Here is a 19,718-nt window from a genome sequence, read left to right as displayed (position 1 = left end):
ACGCGTTCGTGAAATCATCACAAGTCCTGGAGTGGAGACCATGAAATTATCCGGCAAGGTCGCCGTCATCACCGGCGCGGCGCGCGGCATCGGCAAGGCCTGCGCGAAGAGATTCTTGGACGACGGCGTCAAGGTGGTCATCTCCGACGTCGACACGGATGCGCTCGAGAAGACGGTCAACGAGCTGGGCAAGCCTAAGGAGCTGTATGCCCTGCCGTGCCACGTCGCGCGGCGCGCGGACGTCGATCGCGCGGTCGCCACAGCAGTCCGGGAGTTCGGCCGGCTCGACATCATGGTCAACAACGCGGGCGTGGCCCGCAACCAGGACATCCTCGATATCTCCGAGCAGGATTTCGACGAGGTCATCGGCATCAATCTGAAGGGTGCGTTCTTTGGCGTGCAGGCCGCCGCGAAGCAGATGATCGCGCAGGGCGGCGGCGGGGTCATCATCAACATGTCCTCGGTGAACGCGCTGCTGGCGATTCCGACGCTTGCGACCTACGCCATCTCCAAGGGTGGCATGAAGCAACTGACGTCGGTGGCCGCCGTCGCGCTCGCGCCGCACAACATCCGCGTCGTCGCGGTCGGGCCGGGCACGATCCTGACCGATATGGTGGCCTCGGCGATCTACACGTCCGAGGATGCGCGCAAGACCGTGCTGTCGCGCACGCCAGCAGGCCGCGGCGGCGAGCCGAGCGAGGTGGCGTCGGTCGTGGCGTTCCTTGCGAGTGACGATGCGTCCTACATCACCGGGCAGACGATCTATCCGGATGGCGGGCGGCTGATCCTGAATTACACGGTGCCGGTGAGGGAGAAGTAGGGCTGGGAAGGTCGTCCCACACTCGCTGTCATCGCCCGGCTTGCCGTCTTCGCAAAAGCTTCGCCGGCCCAACACTGAAGCGCCCGGCGAAGCCTTAGCGTAGCCGGGACCGGGCGATCCAGTACTCCGAGACAGCAGTGATAGAACCGATGGGCCGCGGCGTACTGGATGCCCCGCCCCGTGCGCAATTGCGCACTAGGCGGGGCATGACAGCGGTGGTTGTGCAGCCAGCTCGCCCTTCACTCCGCCGCGACCGTCATGCCGTGGCCGAGCCGCTTCGAGATGGCGCCGGCGCAGTCGCGCAGCGCATGGGCGATCGGGCTGTCCCAGCGCGCATCGAACGTGCCTTCCGGGCCCATCGCGGTGATGACAAGCGCGACATGGCCGGAATGATCGAACACCGGTGCTGAGAACGCATTGACGCCGGGCAGGGGATCGCCGAGCGCGCGGGCGAGGCCGTGCTTGCGGACTTCAGCGAGCATCTCGGCGACCTTCGCGCCTTTCACCGCGCGTTTGGGATTGTAGCCGACGCCGTGGCGGTCGAGGCCGCTTTCGAGCGCGGCATTGATGGTCTTCTCCGGCAGGAAGGCGGCGAAGGCACGGCCGGTTGCGGTCTCCAGCAGCGCCATCACCGAGCCGGCCCGCATCACGATGTGGACGGGCTGGGCCGGCTCTTCCAGTTGCACCACGGTCGGACCGTGTGTGCCCCAGACCGCGAGCGAGACCGCGTGGCCGATCTGGCTCGCGAGCGCCGCGATCTTGGGACGTGCGATGCGCACGCCGGAGAGGCGGCGCAGGCTGATCAGGCCGAGTTCGAGCGCCAGCGCGCCGATCTCGTAGCGGCCGGTGGTCTCGTCCTGCTCGATCAGCCCGATGCGGGAGAAGCTGGCGAGATAAGGATGCGCCTTGGCCGGCGTCATGCCGGCCTCGCGGGCGAGATCACGCAGCATCATCGGCTCGCCGCTCCTTGCGAGCGCACGGAGCAGTTCTCCGCCGACCTCGATCGACTGGATGCCGCGGCTTTCCCTCTTCATGCGCCTCCTGGCGTGCGTCCGCTTAGGCCGCCTTGCGCTTGGCGGCGCTGTCGGCAAGGTGTCGTCCGGCAATGTAGCCGAAGGTCAGCGCCGGCCCAAGCGTGATGCCGGCGCCGGGATAATTGCCGCCCATGATGCTCGCCATGTCGTTTCCGGCGGCATAGAGCCCGGGAATCACCCGGCCTTCGGCGTCGAGCGCGCGCGCGTTCTCGTCGGTGACGATGCCGGCATAAGTGCCGAGATCGCCGATCACCATCTTGATGGCGTAGAACGGCCCGTTCTCGATCGGTGCGACGCAGGGGTTCGGGCCGTGCAGGGCATCGCCCTGGTAGCGATTATAGGCCTTCGAGCCCTTGCCGAAGGCGGCATCGTGGCCTTGCGGCGCGGTCGTATTGAATTGCTTGACGGTCTCGGTGAATGCCTTGGCATCGATGCCGGCCTTCGCCGCCAGTGCCTCCAGCGTGTCGCCACGCATGAGGTAGCCGGTCTGCAAGTGATGGCCGAGCGGCATTGGGAACGGCGGCACGCAGCCGAGGCCGTACTTGCGCAGCGTCTTGTGATCGCAAACGAGGAAGGCGGCGATCTCCTCACTGGGCTTGGCCGCCTTCACCATGGCCTGGACGAAGTCGTGATAGGAATTGCCCTCATTGGCAAAACGCCTGCCGTCGCGCATCACCGCGATCACGCCGGGCTTGGCGCGGTCGATGAAATGCGGCATCACGCCCTTTGAGCCGTCCTTGCGCGTGGTCAGCGATACCGGGACCCAGGCGGCTGCGTTCGGCAGGCGATCCTCGACATGCCCACCGGCGCTTTCGGCGAGGCGGAGGCCGTCACCGGTGTTGCCGGCCGGTCCCGGCGAATAGTGCTCAGTGCCGGTCGGCGCATGTGGAAACATCTTTCTGCGCCGCTCGACATCGTGCGGGAAGCCACCGCAGGCGAGCACGACGCCCTGTCGCGCACGGACGCGCATATCGCGTCCCTCCCGCGAAACGATCGCGCCGGTGACGGCGCCATTCTCGACCGTCAGCTCGCGCACCGGCGAGGACAACCACATCGGAATCTTCAGATCGAGCGCGGATTTTGCCAGCCGTCCGGCCAGCGCATTGCCGTTGGTCAAGGTCATGCCACGGCCGTAGCGCAGCACGTCCATGAAATGCCGCGACAGGCGCTTGGCGACATAGACCGCGGAGGTCAGCGACTTCGTGACGCGCATGAAGTGGATGATCTCCTTGCCGGAGCCCAACATCATGCCGAACACGGTGAGCTCGGGCAGCGGCATGCCCAGCGTCTTGATGTGATCGCCGAGCTCGCGGCCGTCGAACGGGCGCGTCACCATGGAGCGGCCGCCCTGCGCGCCGCCGGGTGCCTCGGCGTGGTAGTCGGGAAACACCAGCGGCATGTCGAAGCGGAGCGCGGTTTTGGTGGTGAAGAAATCGACCGCTTCGGGGCCGGCGCTCAGGAATGCATCGACGCGCGCGGCGTCGTAATTGTTGCCGGCCTCGTGCCGCAGATAAGTGCGCGCCTGCTCCGGGGTTTCCTCGATGCCATAGGCCTTGGCAAGAGAGGTACCGGGGATCCAGAGCCAGCCGCCGGAGCGGGCGGTGGTGCCGCCGAAGCGCGGCTCCTTCTCGACGATGAGCACGTCGAGGCCGCGAGAACGCGCGGTGATCGCCGCCGACATGCCAGAGGCGCCTGATCCGGCCACGAGCACATCGCACTCGTAAGTCTCAATTGCGCTGCGCTCGTTACCGGTCATGTGGCCTCACTTCTTCAGCAGCGGACATTTGGACTCGGAGACCGGGCGGAAGGCGTCCTCGCCCTTCACGGTCTTGACGATGTCCAGATAGTCCCACGGTTCCTTGGACTGCTCGGGCTTTTTCACCTTGGCGAGATACATGTCGCGGATGACGCGGCCGTCCTCGCGCAACTTGCCGCCATGGACGAATGTATCCTCGATCGGCAGCTCGCGCATCTTGGCCATCACCTTGGCGGACTCGTCAGCTCCGGCGGCTTGATGGCCTTGAGATAATGCAGCACCGAACCGTAGACGCCGGTCTGGATCATGGTCGGCATCACTTTGGTGCGTTCGTAGAATTTCTTCGACCAGGCGCGGGTCGCCTCGTCCATGGCCCAGTAGGAGGCCGTGGTCATGTAGGTGCCCTGCGCGGCCTTGAGGCCGATCGCGTGCACGTCGGTGTCGAACATCAAAAGGCCGACCAGCTTCTGGCCGCCCTGGACGAGGCCGAATTCGCCGGACTGCTTGATGGCGTTGTCGGTGTCCTGGCCGGCATTGGCGAACGCGACCACGTCGGATTTCGAGCTCTGCGCTTGGAGCGCGAAGGAGGAGAAATCGGCGGTGTTGGTCGGATGCTTGACGCCGCCGAGCACCTTGCCGCCCATCTCGTTGATGAAGCGGGTTGCGTCCCTCTCGAGCTGTTGGCCGAAGGCGTAGTCGGCGGTGATGAAATACCAGGATTTGCCGCCTTCCTTGATCACGGCGGAGGCCGTCACCTTCGACAGCGCGTAGGTGTCGTAGGTGAAGTGCACGGTGTTGGGGCTGCACAGCTCGTCGGTCAGCGAGCTCGCGCCGGGGCCCGAGAGCAGGGCGACCTTGCCCCGCTCGCGCACCATGTTGCGGACGGCGATCGCGATGCCGGAATTGGGAATGTCGACGACGGCGTCGACCTTGCCGTTGTCGAACCAGCCGCGCACGATCTGCACGCCGACATCGGTCTTCATCTGGTGGTCGGCGCTGATGATCTCGATCGGCTTGCCGAGCACGGTCGGCCCGAATTCTTCCACCGCCATCTTCGCCGCTTCGACAGAGCCCGGCCCGCTATTGTCGCGGCCCCAGCTCGACAGATCCGTCAGCACGCCGATCCGCACCACGTCGTCGGAGACTTGCGCAGTGGCCGCTGTGGTCATGGCAGCTGAAGTCATGGCCGCGAGCATGGCGCAGGCCAGAAGCCCTTTCATTGTGGTTCCCTCTCTTATGGGCCGCTTGGTGCGGCGGGTTATTTCTGGCGACAAGTTAGATATTAGCAAATAAGTTTGCCAATGGCGAATAAAAGGGGAGGAGGTTCCATGGGGCAGCGGGCTGGAACGGTGAGTTGGAATATCGGCGCCCAATAGTCAGTGTCGTCCTGGCGAAAGCCAGCAGCAACGGGGCTCTCCGTTTCGGCGGAGAAATCGACGACGGCGCATGTGGTGTGGGCGAGCGCGCTTGGCACCGCGATCGAATGGTATGACTTCCTGATCTACGGCACCGCGGCGGCGCTGGTCTTCAACAAGCTGTTCTTTCCGAGCTTCGATCCCTTCGCCGGTACGCTCGTGGCGTTCTCGACCTATGCGGTCGGCTTCGTGGCGCGGCCGATCGGCGGAGCGATCATCGGGCATTACGGCGACCGGTTCGGCCGCAAGACCATGCTGGTCGCGACCATGATCGCGATGGGGTTCGGCACCTTCCTGATCGGCTGCCTGCCGACCTACAGCCAGATCGGCGTCTGGGCGCCGATCCTCCTCGTCTGCCTGCGCTTCGTCCAGGGCATCGGGCTCGGAGGCGAATGGAGCGGCGCGGTGGTGATGGTGATCGAGCACGCCGGCAATCGCCGCGGCTTTTACGGCAGCCTGGTGCAGGTCGGCTTTCCCGTCGGCGTCGCCGCCTCGACCGGCATCTTCGGCCTGATGACGAAGCTGCCCGAGGCCGACTTCCTCAGCTGGGGCTGGCGCGTGCCGTTCCTGATCAGCATTCTGCTCGTCGGCGTCGGCTTCATCGTGCGGCTCAAGCTCGCGGAAACGCCGCATTTCAAGGAGGTGGTCGAGCGCAAGGAGGTGCTGGCGCAGCCGGTGCTCGAGGTGCTGCGCCGCGACTGGCGCAGCTTTCTGCTGGCAATCGGCATCACGGTGTCGGAGGTCGGGCTCGCTTATCTCCTCACCGTCTTCACCGTGGTCTATGCCACGACGAAGCTCGGACTGCCGCGGCAGGTGATCCTCGACGCGGTCGTCTGTGCCGCCATCGTCGAGTTCGCGACGCTGCCGCTCGCGGGGTGGCTCTCCGACCTCTTCGGCCGCAAGGCGCTGTATCTCGCCGGCGGCGTGTTCTCGGTGGCGCTGGCGTTCCCACTGTTCTGGTTCCTCGACACCAGGGAGCCGGCGCTGATCACGCTCGCGCTCGTCGTCACCATGACGCTGACCCATGCGCTGCTGTTCGGGCCAAAGGCCGCGTTCATGCCGGAACTGTTCCGCACCCAGGTGCGCTACAGCGGTGCCTCGCTCGGCGCCAACGTCGCGGCAGCGCTAAGCGGCGGCTTCTCGCCGTTGATTGCGGCCGCGCTGCTGGCATGGGCCGGCTCGTACTGGGCGGTGTCGGTCTACATCGTCGCGCTGTCGATCATCACGATCGTCGCAACGCTGATGGCGCCGGAGACGGCGCGGGAGTCACTGAAGTCCTGAGCGTCGCGGCAAGCAGGCGGGATTTGCCGCGTTCGGAATCACCAGAAAGGTGATGGTCGCTGGCGCAAGCCGGATTGCTCCCGCCGGTGTTGCCTGCGCCTCGAGCCTGGGCAGCATGCCATCGGCAGTCAGCGCGAGCGTCTTGCCGTTCAACTGCACGGTCGGGCCCTGGAGCCGCGCCGCGTGCAGCGCGTATCGCTTGGCTGAATCCGAGAGCGTCAGCAGGTGCGATGCGCTGCGCGAGGCGTTGATGGCGAGCAGCGACACCGCGCCCGCCATGGTCGGGTGGCAATGCGCGTAGAGATGAAGATCGGACGAAGCGGCCTTGCCTGCGTCGAGCACGATCGTTCCCATCAGCCGGCGCCAGAGCAGCGCAGCCCAGTAACTCGGCCGCGGTCGGAACGTTGCTTCGTCTAGCAGACCGTAATCGCTGGCGGCCAGCGTGTTGTGCATCACCACCTGGACGCCGGCCTTCGCTAGGCGTCCGAGATGGTCGAGATAGCGGAAGGTGTCGAGAAAGGTCTGGTCCCATCGGCTGCCGCCGCAGGCCGCATCAGCCGTCTCGGTCAGCCAGATCGGCTTGCCCGGCTCGAAGGCATCGCGCAGGGCTTGGTAGGTCTTGAGTGTCGCATCCGTGCGCGCCAGCCATTCCTCCGAGAGCGCCTGCGCCGGATCATCGTGCCCGCCGCAGCGTGGCGAGATCGTGTTGTAGTGATGATAGGAGAAGCGATCGACGCCGGGTCCGGATGCGGCGAGCAGGTCGCGCGTTGTGATGGCCGCGCCGGATGGCGATGGTGCGTCGCCGGTCGAGCCTGGGCCGAGGATCAGCGTCTCCGGCGCGGCGCGCCGCATCCAGTCGCGGAAGATCTTGAAGTCGCGGCCATATGCGGCCGCGTCATAGCCGGCCGGTGCACCGTTGGTCGCTGCGAGCGTCGGCTCGTTCATGAATTCGGCGGCGGCGATGCGGCCGCCCAGCGCGTGTGTAGTGTCGACCAGCTGCTGCGCCTGGTCCGGTTTCCACACGCCATCGGTATCGCGGCTGCCGGGACTGATCGCAAAAGAGGTGACGATCTCCGCATCGACCGCGCGCGCGAACTCGACGACGCCGCGCCACTGCGCACGGCTGAGCACGGAGTTGAATCCCGGCGGCGGCTTTCCCGGCGCGTCGGCAAAGAACGTCGCATTCGCCCAGGTTCCGCTGACGCGCAGATAGGCCGGCGACAAGGCGGCCGCGAGCAGGCGCAGGCGCGCATTGGCCAGATCGATCGGCGGTCTTGCGCTGTAACGATCCCGCTGGTCGAAGCCTCGTGCCGTTCGCGGATAGGGCTTCCAGAACCGTCCGCCGGTCACCTCCACCATCTCGATGTTGTAGGACTGAAAGCGCGTATCGATCGTTGCGACCGCCTTCAACTGCGCTGCCGCGACGGTGCTGTCGTCGGCGCGCGCCGCGCACAACGTTGCGGCCGCGAGCAGCGCAATCGTCATCGCCCCTGCTGCTGCGCAAGCGGTCCGGCGCGTTCGGGAGCCTTGTCGATCATGCATGATATTTCTTCATGCCCGCTGCGGGTCCACATGCATAAGGGGCACCCCCCGGCCCTTGCCTAAATCGACATTTCTATCTTCCTTTGACGTCGCCGCCGAGAGCTTCCGGGGCATCCGCGCCGGGGCGCCTGGAGAACCCGTTGCGAGGGCCTGCTGGGACGAGCCCGACAGCCGACGATCAACGCGGGTAGGGCGAAAAAATTTCTGGCAGCCCCCTTGAAATCGATATCCGTTTTTCTAAGTCGTTTTTCGCCGCGAGAGCGGTGTGCCGGATGCCAGAATCGGGTCCGGCACGGGCGCCGGGCTGGTCTTTTCGGACCCGTCTGAAACCCCCGCCTTGCGCTCCTTCGTATCCATCTTGCTCTTTGGAGGACTTGGTTATGAGGACCAATTTTGATTTCGCGCCTTTGTGGCGCTCCACCATCGGCTTCGACCACTTGGCCGACCTCGTCGACAGCACGCTGCGCCAGGCGACCGAGGACAACTATCCCCCCTACAACATCGAGCGTTCCGGTGAAGACCACTACCGGATCAGCCTTGCCGTGGCGGGGTTCGGCGTTAACGACATCGCGGTGACGGCCGAACAGAACGCGCTCACCATCGAGGGCAAGAAGCCCGAGACTGCTGCGCGCGAATACCTGTACCAGGGCATTGCCGCCCGCCCCTTCAGGCGCGTGTTCAATCTCGCCGACTATGTTCAGGTGAAGCAGGCCTCGTTCCAGGACGGGCTCCTGATCATCGACCTCGTCCGCGAGGTTCCGGAAGCCATGAAGCCGCGCCGGATCGAGATCGCGAGCTGCACATCTCCTACGTCGCAGATCGAGCAGCAGAAAGCAGCTTAGGCTCGTCCAAAGCGTTGTCTTGGAGCGCGGACGGCATGTGGCCTCCGCGCTCCCGAGACCGTTGAATGAAGGAGAATACCATGGCTATTCGCGATCTTATTCCCTGGTCGAGAAACCAGGAGCTTGTGCAGGCGCGCGGCAACTACGATCCGTTCATGACGCTGCATCGCGAGATGAACCGTCTGTTCGACGATGTGTTCCGGGGCTTCGGCGGACCCGGCCTGTCGCCGCTCATGGAGGGGCGCTTCGGCTGGCCGAAGATCGAGCTCAGCGACACCGACAAAACGCTGACGATCTCGGCGGAGCTGCCCGGGATGACGGAGAAGGACGTCCAGATCGAAATCGCCAGGGGCGTCCTGACGATCCGCGGCGAGAAGAAGGATGAGCGCAAGCACGAAGGCAAATACTTCACCGAGCGCTACTACGGCGCCTTCGAGCGGCAGATTCCGTTTGAGGACGTCGATGAAGACAAGGCAGAGGCATCGTTTAAGGACGGTGTCCTGACCGTATCGCTGCCGAAGTCCGAGAAGGCACGCGAAGGCGTCAAGCGCATCGCGATCAACACGCATTAGCAACCACGGGCGGCGGCGGTGGGCGCCGCCGTCCATCATCAACAAACCCGTCCCTTGGAAAGGAGCATGAGGGGAGGCACGACCGATGACCAACGTGAATACCAATGCCGGCACTCTCAACCCGCTGTTTCATCCCGCTGCCCATTACGACTCACCTGCCGACGTCCTGAATGCTGAGGAACTCTCCACACCGGAGAAACGGATCATCCTCTCGTCCTGGGCGTCCGACATATACGCGGTCGAATCCTGTCCCGCTCTGCGCGAGATGCCGGGCACGAGCCACACCGTCCGACTCGCCGATATTCTGACGGCGTTGCGCCGGCTCGACGGCGACAATGACAATGACGACCCGCCGCGCGGCGGCGGCGTCCCGATGCGGCTGCGGCGGCCCTCGGCCGCAGCGGAGCGGCGAGCAGCATGATGCTCACGCACACCGTTCTGGCGCTCGTGCTGCTTGGCCCGGCCAAAGGTCGATGTGGCGCAGGTTTGGTCCCCGCGCGGTAATCCAGTCGCCGCGCCGATCAGTGTTGCTGGCATACCAAATATCGATTATCAGCCAGATCGGCGCGCATGACGCCGCCCAAGAAGGCGAAGGGAGCACCTGAGATGAAGAGGACCTCACCCACGCGACGCGATCTGCTCGCAACCGCCGCGGTCGCGACCGCGGCCACCATGGCGGACGTCGCACCGGCCGCCGCGCAGGCCGGGCCCAAGCCGATCTTCCCGGTGCCGATGGTGACGATCCCGATCGTCGGCGAGACTCAAGTGTTCCAGGTCCGCCGCATCTACTGCATCGGCCGCAACTACGCGGCGCATGCGATCGAGCGCGGCTCGGATCCGAACCGCGAGCCGCCGTTCTTCTTCCAGAAGCCGACCGACGCGATCCAGAACGTCGCGATCGGCGAGGTCGCCGATCATCCCTATCCGTCGCTGACCAAGAACTATCATCATGAGGTCGAGCTGGTCGCGGCGCTGAAATCCGGCGGCACCAACATTCCCGTCGAGAAGGCGCTCGACCATGTCTACGGCTATGCGCTCGGTCTCGACATGACCCGGCGCGATCTCCAGAACGGCATGGCCACGGAGAAGAAGCCGTGGGAGATCGGCAAGAGCTTTGATCATGCTGCCGTGCTCGGTCCGATTCATCCGGCAAGCAAGACCGGCCATTTCGAGAAGGGTGCGATCTCGCTGGCGGTGAATGGCACCGTCCGGCAGAACTCCGATCTCAGCAAGATGATCTGGAGCGTCGCCGAGCAAATCGCAAAGCTGTCGGAAGCGTTCGAGCTCAAGGCCGGCGACATCATCTATTCCGGCACGCCGGAGAATGTCGGCCCGGTGGTGAAGGGCGATGTGCTCGTGTGCAAGCTCGAGGGCTTGCCGGACATGTCGATCAAGATCGTGTAGCAGTTGCGCTGAGTGGCCGGCTTACAACTCCGGTTGAGGGCGCAAGCTGGAAACGGTGAGTTCCATGGTCGATTGCCCCTTGTTGGCCGGCAAGCGAACTTCGTACGGCCATATTTGAGCAGGAGTGATCTCCCGCGAGGGAGGCACTCCGATGAACAAGGCTCTGATCACCGCCATTGCAATGTTGGCTTGCGTGCCCGCGAGCGCAGTTGCGCAGGAGCGCGCGGGCGATGCAGCGCTCGGCGCCTTATCCGGTGCGGTCGTGCTGGGCCCGGTCGGAGCCGTCGCCGGAGCTTTGGTCGGCTACACCGCCGGACCTTCGATCGCCCGATCCTGGGGCATGAGAGGTTCGCAGTCGGCAAGGCACCGCCAGCCGCCGCGCCGCGCGGCCACGACCCGCGTCCCATCGCCCACGCGCGAGGCGATGGCTGCCAACGGCCAGATGAGAGCTGCCGGCAATCCGACCCCGCCGGTGCAAGCCGCGCCCGCCGTGCCGCCGCAAACCTCGACGCCGCCCGTTCAGGGATTCGACTGAGGCCGATCGATAGTCCGCGCAATCAGCGCGGCTTGGCGAACGATCATGGCGAGGCCCGCGTCCTGATCTAGGCTTGGCCGAGGATTTTCTTCGCGGCGCGAAGATGTGGTTTGTCGATCATCTGACCGTCGAGCCGCAGCGTGCCGGAATTGGGATTGCTCGCGAACGCGGCGATCACCCTCGTAGCCCATCTGCGTTCGGCGTCGGTCGGCTCGAAGGCCGCGTTGACGACATCGACATGCTTGGGATGGATCAGCGCCTTGGCCGAAAAACCGTCGCGCCGTGCCGCACGCGTTTCGGCTTCGAGGCCGGCGAGATTGTCGATGTCGGTGTAGACGGTATCGATCGGTGCGACCTCGGCCGCCGCCGCCGCCATCAGGCAGAGATCGCGCGCGAGCCGATAGGGGCTGTGGAACACGCCGCCCGACGCCTTCTCGGTGGCGCCGAGCGAGGCCGAGAGGTCTTCCGCGCCCCACATCAGGCCGGCGAGGCGCGGGGAGCATCCCTTGTAGCTGCCGAGGCCGAAGATCGAGCCCGCGGTCTCCGTCGCGACGCAGACGATACGCGTCGTGCCGATCGTGATGCCAGACGCCGCCTCGAACGCTTCGAGCCAGGTCGCCACCTGCCGTACGTCGTCGCCGCCTTGCGATTTCGGCAGTACGATGCCGTCGGGCTCGCCCGGCATCACGGCGGCGAGATCGGCGAGCGTCATGCCGGTGTCGAGCGCGTTGACGCGGACGTAGAGCTGATGCGGGCCGCGAGAGCTCTTCAGCATCGCCAGCGTCAACCCGCGCGCTTCGTCCTTCTTCTCGATGACGACGCAGTCCTCGAGATCGATGATCAGCGCGTCGGCCTTGCCTTCGCTCGCCTTCTCGAATTTGCGCGGGGAATCACCCGGCACGAACAGCATCGAACGCATCAGACTGGCCTCTTGTGCATCATCGCCATGCGCCGGCATTTGCCGACGACCTCGTCGTTCTGGTTAAGAGCGTGGTGCTCGAACTCGACGATGCCCGCCCTGGGGCGCGATTTCGATTCCCGCAACGAAAGCACCTTCGTCGTTGCCCGTAACGTATCGCCATGGAAGACAGGCTTTGGAAAAGTGACGTCGGTCATGCCGAGATTGGCAACGGTAGTCCCCAGGGTCGTATCATAGACCGTCATGCCGATCATGATGCCGAGGGTGTAAAGGCTGTTGAAAATGCGCTGGCCGAATTCGGTCTTTTCGGAGAAATGCGCGTCGATGTGCAGCGGCTGAGGGTTGAGTGTCAGCAGGCTGAACATGGTGTTGTCCATCTCCGTGACGGTCCGGGTCAGCGGATGCCTGAACTCCTGGCCCACGGAAAAATCCTCGTAACAAAGTCCGGCCATCGCGGTTTCCCTCCCTGCGAAATAACAGCGCGCTCGCACAGTCGCGCCGCATGACCCCATGCATGGTACACACAGTTGGCAGACAAATTCACGTATCTGTATTCAGTTTTTCGAGCTAAAGAACGCAACCGAGGGAACGTCCGGGTAGCAATTGGCCATAGCCTTTTGGGTGGGTCACGCGAAGAGAAGAGAGATTGCGCGCGGTCGCGGCTTCCACGGTCATTTTCTGGCTCGCCTCAAAGATCGGGCACGTGAGTCGCCGCTGCTCCCAATAAGGAGATCAAGAACATGGATTTCGCGCTCACCGATCAGCAGGAAGCCATTCGCGACGCCATCGCCAAGATATGCGAAGGCTTCCCCGATGCCTATTGGCTGAAGAAGGACCACGACGGCGGCTTCCCGCACGACTTCCACAAGGCGCTGGCCGATGCCGGCTGGCTCGGCATCTGCGTGCCGGAGGAGTATGGCGGCTCCGGGCTCGGCATCACGGAAGCCGCGATCATGATGCGCACGATCGCCGAATCCGGCGCCGGCATGTCCGGCGCCTCTGCGGTGCACATCAACGTGTTCGGACTCAATCCCGTCGTCGTGTTCGGCGCCGAGGAGCAACGCAAGCGCATGCTGCCGCCGATGGTGGAAGGCCGCGAGAAGGCGTGCTTCGCCGTCACCGAGCCCAACACCGGCCTCAACACCACCCAGCTCAAGACCCGCGCGGTCGCCAAGAACGACCGCTACATCGTCAACGGCCAGAAGGTCTGGATCTCGACCGCGCAGGTCGCGCACAAGATCCTGCTGCTGGCGCGCACCACGCCGCTGGAAGAGGTACGCTCGCCGACCCACGGCCTCAGCCTGTTCTACACCGATTTCGACCGCAACAGGATCAAGGTCCACGAGATCGAGAAGATGGGCCGCAAGATCGTCGATTCCAACGAGCTGTTCTTCGAGGACTTTGAAATTCCGATGGAGGATCGGATCGGCGAGGAAGGCAAAGGCTTCCAGTACATCCTCGAAGGCATGAACCCGGAGCGCATCTTGATCGCCGCGGAAGCCGTGGGCCTCGGCAAGCTCGCGCTGTCGCGCGCGACCGAGTACGCCAAGACGCGCGTGGTGTTCAACCGCCCGATCGGCAAGAACCAGGGCATCCAGCATCCGCTGGCGGTGAACTGGGTCGAGCTCGAGGCGGCCTGGCTGATGGTGATGTCGGCGGCCTGGCAATACGACAAGGGCATGCCCTGCGGCGCCGCCGCCAATGCGGCAAAGTATCTCGCGGGTGAAGCCGGCTTCTCGGCCTGCGAGCAGGCGGTGATGACCCATGGCGGCTTTGGCTACGCCAAGGAATTCCACGTCGAGCGGTACCTGCGCGAGATCCTGATCCCGCGCATCGCGCCGGTCAGTCCGCAGCTCGCTCTCAGCTTCATCGCGGAAAAAGTGCTTGGCCTCGCCAAGTCTTATTGATCTGCGGATTGTCCGGCAGGATCTGCGATGTCCGGAGAGACCTCGCTGATCGATCCAACTGACGGCTGTTGATGCAGCTGCGTGGCTTCGCGAGATAACTCAATTCATCATCGCAAGCGTCGGGCGCTGGCTCTCGCCGGACTCGATGATCCCAGGCAGATCCGCCGCCTCGCCGGCGATCATGCCCGACATCTGCCAGAACAAGTGGGCGAGGCGCGAGAACACCAGCCGCTCGCGCTCGGCAGGAACGGTGCCATCGGGGATGGTCACGGTTTCCAGGCCGACGACCTTCTTGAAATCCGGCCAGATCGTCATCGACTGCGCGATCACGGAGTAGCAGCGTGGATCCTCGTCGCTCTCGTCGGGCGCGGGCGGCAAGCCCGGATATTGCATCGGCGCGGCGTAGAATTTGTAGGCGCCATAGCCGAGCTGGAGCAGGAATTTTTCGGAGATGGCTGCGCCGGCGGCAAAGGACACCAGACGGGCTTCGCTCAGTATCTCCGGGTCGATCGCGTCGAGGTCGGATGCGCGGAGTGCCGAGCAGAAGGCGAGCTCGCGATTGTGCTCGCGGAGCAGATTGGCCAGCGGCTGCTGCTGTTGCACGGTGTCGGTGAGCAGGATGATGGTCTTGAGCATCTGGGATGTTCCTCAGGGGAAGAGGCGGCGTGCGGTCGTGACCGCGTCGTCGCAAGCACAGGTGGCGAAGAAATCGTTGGCGATGCGCTGTCCCGGCGCGATCTCCAGGATGCGGTAACGGGCCAGGCCAGCGGCTTCGCGTACGGCGCCGACGTCGTCCTGCCAGGCGCAGAGCGACAGCTCCAGCCGGCCGTAGCCGCCGCAATCGGCGGCATAAGCGCCCGTCACGGCCTCCACGGTCGCGGCCACCGCGCCGGCGTCGCTGGCGCAGATGTCGCGCAGGATCACGGCGATGCCGTTGCCGGCTTCGGCTTTCGAGGTCATGACCATGAAGGCGTCGCGGGCGCCGGTGCGGCCGGCACGGCGGGCCGTGCGCACCATGCCTGCAAAGCCGGGATCGGGGCCGAGCTCGAGTGTCGTCGTCGGCTGGTCATGCAGGATCGTGGCCCGCATCGCACCGAGATCGCCGTTCAGCGCGTGATAGGACCGCGGCAGCCATACGGTGTCGAGCGGCACCTGCGACGACGTCAGGCTCCAGGCCTGATCCAGCAGATAGCCCTCCCAGATCGCGGGATAGGAGGCGGCAAACTGTTGCCATGTGCGCAGCAGCCGTTCCGCATGGGCGGAGCGGCAGAGATAGAGCGTGCGCGCTGACATTTCCCAGCTATTCCACTTGTGCAGCGCCACGTCGCAGCCGAGGAAGGAGGGCAGCAGCGGCGCTTCGCGCAAGGCCGCGCCGGCGTCGACGTACAGCAGCGGCTCGCGATATTTGTTCCACATCCGCACCACGAACTCCGCCTTCTCGAAGCAGAGGATGCGGTTGTCGAACTCCGTCTCGATCGGCTCGATATGGCAATCGAGGTGGAGGCGTTCGACCGATTGACGGAGGCGGAGGGGCGCAGCCTCATCGCTGCCGCGCGGATAGCAGGAGATGATGCGCGGCCGGAGCGTGCAGGCGTCGGCCGTGAGGAGGAATTTCGACCAGCCGATGCCGCCCCACCACATCTCGTGCGGGCCGTCCGCGCCGCAGGGGCCGACGGTGCCGAATTCGGTCAGCTTGGACTTGAGGAAATCGAAGCCGGGATTCTCGCTTCTGGGAATGACGACGGCGCAGGCGGGATTGAGCGCGCGGTAGAGCAGCTCGGCTGCCGCGCCGCTCGGTGGCTGCTCGAGGATGATGACGCCGTTGCGCCCGTCCGGGACGCCGTCGAGCGTCGGCGCACCGTACTGCCCGACGAGCCAGGCAAGCCGGTCGCGCTGGGGCCGGCCGAGCCGGATGCCGCCGGATTGCAGCAGCCGATCAAGATTCGCGTGTGTCTCGTCCGTCAATTCCGTGCCCCCTCGTAAGCCCTTGGACTTCAACGGTTGGGGCGGCACGATCAGGCGGACTATTTCGGGCTGGCGGCGAGCGATGTGATCGCAATGGAATAGATCGCGATCTCCTGCGTCATCGGGAGGACCGGGATCAGCAGGCAGCCGTCCTCGGTCTCGGTGCGATAGTGGCCGCCGGTCCGCTGCACGCCGGCATAGACCAGGACGTCGGCCGCAATGCCGATGACGTCCTGGCTGCCGGCGGCATCGCGAACGTCCTCGCCGTGCTGCACGGTCATGCCATGAAGGAGGCCCTCGGGCGCGAATTTTGCCAGCGGCAGGGCGATCACGGCGATTGCCATGGTGCGGGCCAAGGGAACGCGCAGGCGCAGCTCGCCGAGCCCGTTGCGATGGATGGTCACGCTCTCCATCGTTGCACTCCCGTCGGCACGGAACAGGCCGACCTGAACCCGCTCGCAGGGCCTTTCCTCGAAGACGTCTGCGGGCAGGCGGTTGGCGCCGAACAGCACATAGAGATAGCCGTAGGACGGTGACAGGGCGGCAAAGCTGCCGGCGAGCCACATCGGTGGCGCAGCCGCGGTGCAGGCGGCCGAGAGCCCGCGGGCGGTGATCTGATCGCGTACGAATTGCTTGTCGAGCAACGGCGCGAGCGCATGGGTGCCGAGATTGACGTCGTGCTTCAACGTGCCGAGCAGCGCCAGCTCGTCATCGTCAGGCAGCAGCAGGAGCCGTGCCAGCGTCGCCGCGCACCACCGCGCGGCGACGTCGGGTGCAGCGTGAGGATCGAGGCGGTGGTTGCGCGCGATCTCGCCGCCACTCGCCGCGAAAGCCAGCGCGCCGGCCTGGATCTCAGCGGCGAGCGCCACCTGCTTGGCGGGACGCGGATTGATCTCGCGCAGCACCGCGCCGCCGTCGTAATCGCGCACCGAGCCGTCGGCGGCGCAGCAGGCCTGCTCCAGCAACGCGACGTTGCGGATCAGCATGCGTTTGACGTGCGGCGTGACCACGAGATCGGAGATGAAGCCGGCCGCGCTGTCCTCCTCGGTGAGATCGTCGAAGGCGTCGTCGAGCGTCATCAGATAGGCGCCGTGGAGGCGGATCTTGATGCCTTCCAAATCGAAGACGCGGCGCAGCGCCTTTTGTACGCTGCCGGAATAGCCGAGATCGGCAAGGACAAGATCGGTGCAATCGTCGAAGCCGGGGATGGCATGGCGGAGATAGGCGAGCAGCCGGGCGCGCAGGCCCGCGCCGAGCGCGACGATCTCGGCCGGATCCATCAGTCCGGGAAGCGCCTCGGCGAGCTCTTCGCCGGAGGCGATGCCACCGGGACAGCCGGCGAAGAACGCTGCCACCTTCGGCGGCATGATCTTGAGCATGTCGTGGAAGGTCGGCGCGTCGATCTTGAAGACCTTGCCGAGAAGATCGACCAGCGGCTGCATCGTGTCGGCCGAAGCGATCAGACTGACTCGGCGGTTGATCTCGAGATAGGAAGCCGTCCCGCCATGCAAATCCTGCCAGATCCGGTGTGACAGGAAGCCGTCGCGGCCGAGAAAGCCGAGCGCGACCTGCCGGCCGTTGCCCGCAAGGTCTTCGCGGCGTCGCGCCACGAAAGCGTCGAATGCCGCCATCACGGGGCCTAGAACGGTCAGTCCCAGATGGAAGGCTGGAGACCTCTCGACACTGTGGGCGGCGACGACGCGCCGCAGCGTTCGCGCGCCGTGATCGAGCCGCGATGGCGCGCCCGTGCACAGCAACTCGAACACTGCCGTCTCGCGCTGAAACTTTGAGGCCAATTGCGCGGTCGCCTGCGGATAATAGCGGGGGTGGATGCCGTGGCGCTTGGCGCCCTTGATGTCGGCCTTGTCGTTGTCGCCGACATGGAAGGAGGTCGCGGCGTCGATCCCCTGCTCGGAGAGATAGGTGGCGAATAGTGTTTCGCTCTTGCTGCTGCCATGGTCGCAGGACGCATAAAGGAAGTCCCATGTCAGCCCGGGACGGCAAGCCCGCAGCAAATGGCCCAGCTGACCCGAATCCCAATAGGTGTCGGAGATGAACCCGACGCGGTTGCCGGCGCGCTTCATGTCCAGATATTGCCTGATCATGTCGGGATTGGCGCGGCAGAGCTCGAGCTCGGCGGCGAACTCGGCTTCGACCAAGTCGCTCAGGTCGCCGCGTGAAAGGCCGAACAGCCTGAACGGAAAATAGGAATAGATCTCGGCGATGTGCACTTCGCTTGCACCGCGCTTCTCCTTCGCCGTTCGGCGCGCGCGCGATTCGGCCTGGACTCGATGCTGAACGAAACTCGTGGAAGCATTCGGACAAGATCTTGAAATGTCCAAAAGCTCGTAAGTCCTTTCAAATACGCCATCCGGCGTCGTGCAGGCGCGCAGCAGAAACGTATCGAAAACATCGAATGACCAAGCAGAAACAATTTGCGCACGGCGCTCTGCGCCGGCCGTCGCTAACTTCATGCTGCAATTCCCCGTCCACCAACACGATTAACGTGCGCATGCGTGGAGTCAGGCGGCACAAATGCGAAAAAAATTCACGCGCGATTCAAAATCGCGCTCGTCGCGACTGACAGATTCAAAAAAATCGCTAGGTTCGAAAAAGGTGATTCGGAAAAAGTTGCCGAGTGCAGAAGTCGTCGCGCGTTCATTCACACTCGGAAACAATCCCTTCTTCAAGCGCTGCACGCGTGTCGCGTGCGATCACCTAGTGCCGCGTAATGTCAGCGTTTTCTCACCGCTACATCTGTTCAGGATGGATGATCCGCCATGGCGCGAGACGATGTGATGATTGCAGGATTGACGCGCGCACTTCGCGCACAGTCGGCAATTATTGCCCGACACTCGGCAAAAGTGACCCGCTAACATCTTGAAAAACAACAAAAATTCTCCGCCTGGATTGTTCGGGCCCTGCGTTCAACGCCTGGAAGCCGTGTGGCATGTGCGCCGGCGGCATTGCGGGTTGGAGGTTGCGGGATGAGTTACGCTGCTGATGTCATGGCTCCCGCCGAGGCCGAGATGACGGCGCCGGTCGATGCGGTCATGCCGCTGACGCCCTCGGTGCCGCTCGCGCCTGATAGCACGCCTGATACCGCCTATGTCGTCTTCGACGAAGACAGCGAACTGCTGGATAGGCTCGCCACCGGCGACGAAGTCGCGTTCCGCATGCTGGTCGAGCGCCATATCGATCGCGCTTACGCGATCGCGCTGCGCATCGTCGGCAACGCCGCGGACGCTGAGGATGTGGTGCAGGACACCATGCTCAAGATCTGGAGCCATCGCGGACGCTGGCAGCATGGCCGCGCCAAATTCTCGACCTGGCTCTACCGCGTCATCTCCAACCGCTGCATCGATCTGCGCCGCAAGCCGCGCACGGAGAATGTCGAGACGGTGCCGGAAGTCGCCGACGCCCAGCCCGGCGCCGTCGAAATCATCGAGCGCAACGAGCTGAACGACATGTTGGAGCTGGCGATGCAGCGCCTGCCCGAGCAGCAGCGCATCGCGGTGATCCTGTCGTATCACGAGAACATGAGCAATGGCGAGATCGCCCAGGTGATGGACACCACGGTGGCTGCGGTGGAGTCGCTGCTCAAGCGCGGCCGCCAGCAGCTCCGACAGCTCCTGCGCAAGCACGAGCGCGACATCCGCACCGCGTTTACCGACTGCTAACCATAAAAATTGCCTCGCGAAAAATTTCGCGCCTGATCTCCTAGCG

17 protein-coding genes and 1 pseudogene are annotated in these 19,718 nt (G+C 64.6%); 9 read left to right on the top strand and 9 right to left on the bottom strand.

The window, feature by feature from the left end; genetic code table 11:
• Positions 1–40: 40 nt before the first annotated feature.
• Positions 41–820 carry an SDR family NAD(P)-dependent oxidoreductase gene (locus BLV07_RS03670; protein ID WP_091879761.1) on the top strand — a complete coding sequence of 260 codons (780 nt, stop codon included), beginning with the start codon at positions 41–43 and terminating at the stop codon, positions 818–820.
• A 239-nt stretch (positions 821–1,059) separates the two neighbouring features.
• On the opposite strand, the gene BLV07_RS03665 is transcribed toward BLV07_RS03670, so the two are convergent.
• From BLV07_RS03665 to BLV07_RS03655, 3 genes and pseudogenes are all read right to left on the bottom strand, one after another.
• The gene (locus BLV07_RS03665; RefSeq protein WP_091879759.1) at positions 1,060–1,854 is read right to left on the bottom strand and encodes an IclR family transcriptional regulator; all 795 of its coding nucleotides are present in this window, start codon (positions 1,852–1,854) and stop codon (positions 1,060–1,062) included.
• A gap of 22 nt (positions 1,855–1,876) precedes the next feature.
• Positions 1,877–3,610 (bottom strand): FAD-dependent oxidoreductase, encoded by a 1,734-nt coding sequence (locus BLV07_RS03660; RefSeq protein WP_091879757.1) that lies wholly within the window; start codon positions 3,608–3,610, stop codon positions 1,877–1,879.
• A gap of 6 nt (positions 3,611–3,616) precedes the next feature.
• A pseudogene (locus tag BLV07_RS03655) lies at positions 3,617–4,830 on the bottom strand (ABC transporter substrate-binding protein).
• Positions 4,831–4,989: 159 nt separating this feature from the next.
• Here BLV07_RS03655 and BLV07_RS03650 point away from each other — a divergent pair.
• A complete protein-coding gene (locus BLV07_RS03650; protein ID WP_091879755.1) occupies positions 4,990–6,306 on the top strand; it encodes an MFS transporter in 1,317 nt (438 codons plus the stop codon).
• Here the strand turns inward: BLV07_RS03650 and BLV07_RS03645 are convergent.
• Positions 6,292–7,791 carry a glycosyl hydrolase family 79 N-terminal domain-containing protein gene (locus tag BLV07_RS03645; protein WP_091879753.1) on the bottom strand — a complete coding sequence of 500 codons (1,500 nt, stop codon included), beginning with the start codon at positions 7,789–7,791 and terminating at the stop codon, positions 6,292–6,294. The genes BLV07_RS03650 and BLV07_RS03645 overlap by 15 nt on opposite strands.
• A 437-nt stretch (positions 7,792–8,228) precedes the next feature.
• Between BLV07_RS03645 and BLV07_RS03640 the strand changes: the two genes are divergently transcribed.
• The 5 genes from BLV07_RS03640 to BLV07_RS03620 all read left to right on the top strand — a co-directional run bounded on the left by BLV07_RS03640 (position 8,229) and on the right by BLV07_RS03620 (position 11,201).
• On the top strand, positions 8,229–8,690 hold the full coding sequence (locus BLV07_RS03640) for an Hsp20 family protein (protein WP_091879751.1): 462 nt from the start codon (positions 8,229–8,231) through the stop codon (positions 8,688–8,690).
• An 80-nt stretch (positions 8,691–8,770) separates the two neighbouring features.
• Positions 8,771–9,262, top strand: a complete 492-nt coding sequence (locus BLV07_RS03635) for an Hsp20/alpha crystallin family protein (RefSeq protein ID WP_091880361.1) — start codon at positions 8,771–8,773, stop codon at positions 9,260–9,262.
• Positions 9,263–9,347: 85 nt separating this feature from the next.
• Positions 9,348–9,683 (top strand): hypothetical protein, encoded by a 336-nt coding sequence (locus BLV07_RS03630; RefSeq protein ID WP_091879749.1) that lies wholly within the window; start codon positions 9,348–9,350, stop codon positions 9,681–9,683.
• 185 nt (positions 9,684–9,868) lie between these two features.
• A complete protein-coding gene (locus BLV07_RS03625) occupies positions 9,869–10,666 on the top strand; it encodes a fumarylacetoacetate hydrolase family protein (RefSeq protein WP_176945319.1) in 798 nt (265 codons plus the stop codon).
• Positions 10,667–10,817: 151 nt separating this feature from the next.
• Positions 10,818–11,201 carry a hypothetical protein gene (locus tag BLV07_RS03620; RefSeq protein WP_176945318.1) on the top strand — a complete coding sequence of 128 codons (384 nt, stop codon included), beginning with the start codon at positions 10,818–10,820 and terminating at the stop codon, positions 11,199–11,201.
• 67 nt (positions 11,202–11,268) lie between these two features.
• Here the strand turns inward: BLV07_RS03620 and BLV07_RS03615 are convergent, their stop codons facing one another.
• Together BLV07_RS03615 and BLV07_RS03610 are read right to left on the bottom strand one after the other, a co-directional pair.
• Entirely contained in the window at positions 11,269–12,120 is an 852-nt protein-coding gene (locus BLV07_RS03615) for an HpcH/HpaI aldolase/citrate lyase family protein (RefSeq protein WP_176945317.1), read from the bottom strand.
• Entirely contained in the window at positions 12,120–12,572 is a 453-nt protein-coding gene (locus tag BLV07_RS03610; protein WP_091880357.1) for a MaoC family dehydratase, read from the bottom strand. The genes BLV07_RS03615 and BLV07_RS03610 overlap by 1 nt, the downstream gene beginning before the upstream one ends.
• 288 nt (positions 12,573–12,860) lie before the next feature.
• Between BLV07_RS03610 and BLV07_RS03605 the strand changes: the two genes are divergently transcribed.
• Positions 12,861–14,027, top strand: a complete 1,167-nt coding sequence (locus BLV07_RS03605; RefSeq protein WP_091879740.1) for an acyl-CoA dehydrogenase family protein — start codon at positions 12,861–12,863, stop codon at positions 14,025–14,027.
• Positions 14,028–14,126: 99 nt separating this feature from the next.
• Here the strand turns inward: BLV07_RS03605 and BLV07_RS03600 are convergent, their stop codons facing one another.
• Genes BLV07_RS03600 through BLV07_RS03590 form a run of 3 tightly spaced genes read right to left on the bottom strand, consistent with a single transcriptional unit; the run spans position 14,127 to position 18,466 of the window.
• A complete protein-coding gene (locus BLV07_RS03600; RefSeq protein ID WP_091879737.1) occupies positions 14,127–14,663 on the bottom strand; it encodes a hypothetical protein in 537 nt (178 codons plus the stop codon).
• 12 nt (positions 14,664–14,675) lie between these two features.
• Positions 14,676–15,992, bottom strand: coding sequence for a hypothetical protein (locus BLV07_RS03595; RefSeq protein ID WP_091879734.1), 1,317 nt, complete (start codon positions 15,990–15,992; stop codon positions 14,676–14,678).
• Positions 15,993–16,051: 59 nt separating this feature from the next.
• Entirely contained in the window at positions 16,052–18,466 is a 2,415-nt protein-coding gene (locus tag BLV07_RS03590) for a hypothetical protein (RefSeq protein WP_091879731.1), read from the bottom strand.
• 513 nt (positions 18,467–18,979) lie between these two features.
• Between BLV07_RS03590 and BLV07_RS03580 the strand changes: the two genes are divergently transcribed.
• Complete coding sequence (locus tag BLV07_RS03580; RefSeq protein WP_091879728.1) at positions 18,980–19,672, top strand: RNA polymerase sigma factor; 693 nt, start codon at positions 18,980–18,982, stop codon at positions 19,670–19,672.
• Positions 19,673–19,718 lie beyond the last annotated feature (46 nt).

Origin of the sequence: Bradyrhizobium sp. Rc2d, from assembly GCF_900099855.1 — a bacterium.
In the GTDB taxonomy this organism is placed as follows: Bacteria; Pseudomonadota; Alphaproteobacteria; order Rhizobiales; family Xanthobacteraceae; genus Bradyrhizobium.
The sequence above is the reverse complement of the archived record's forward strand: the minus strand, read 5'-3'. Positions and strand labels throughout refer to the sequence as shown.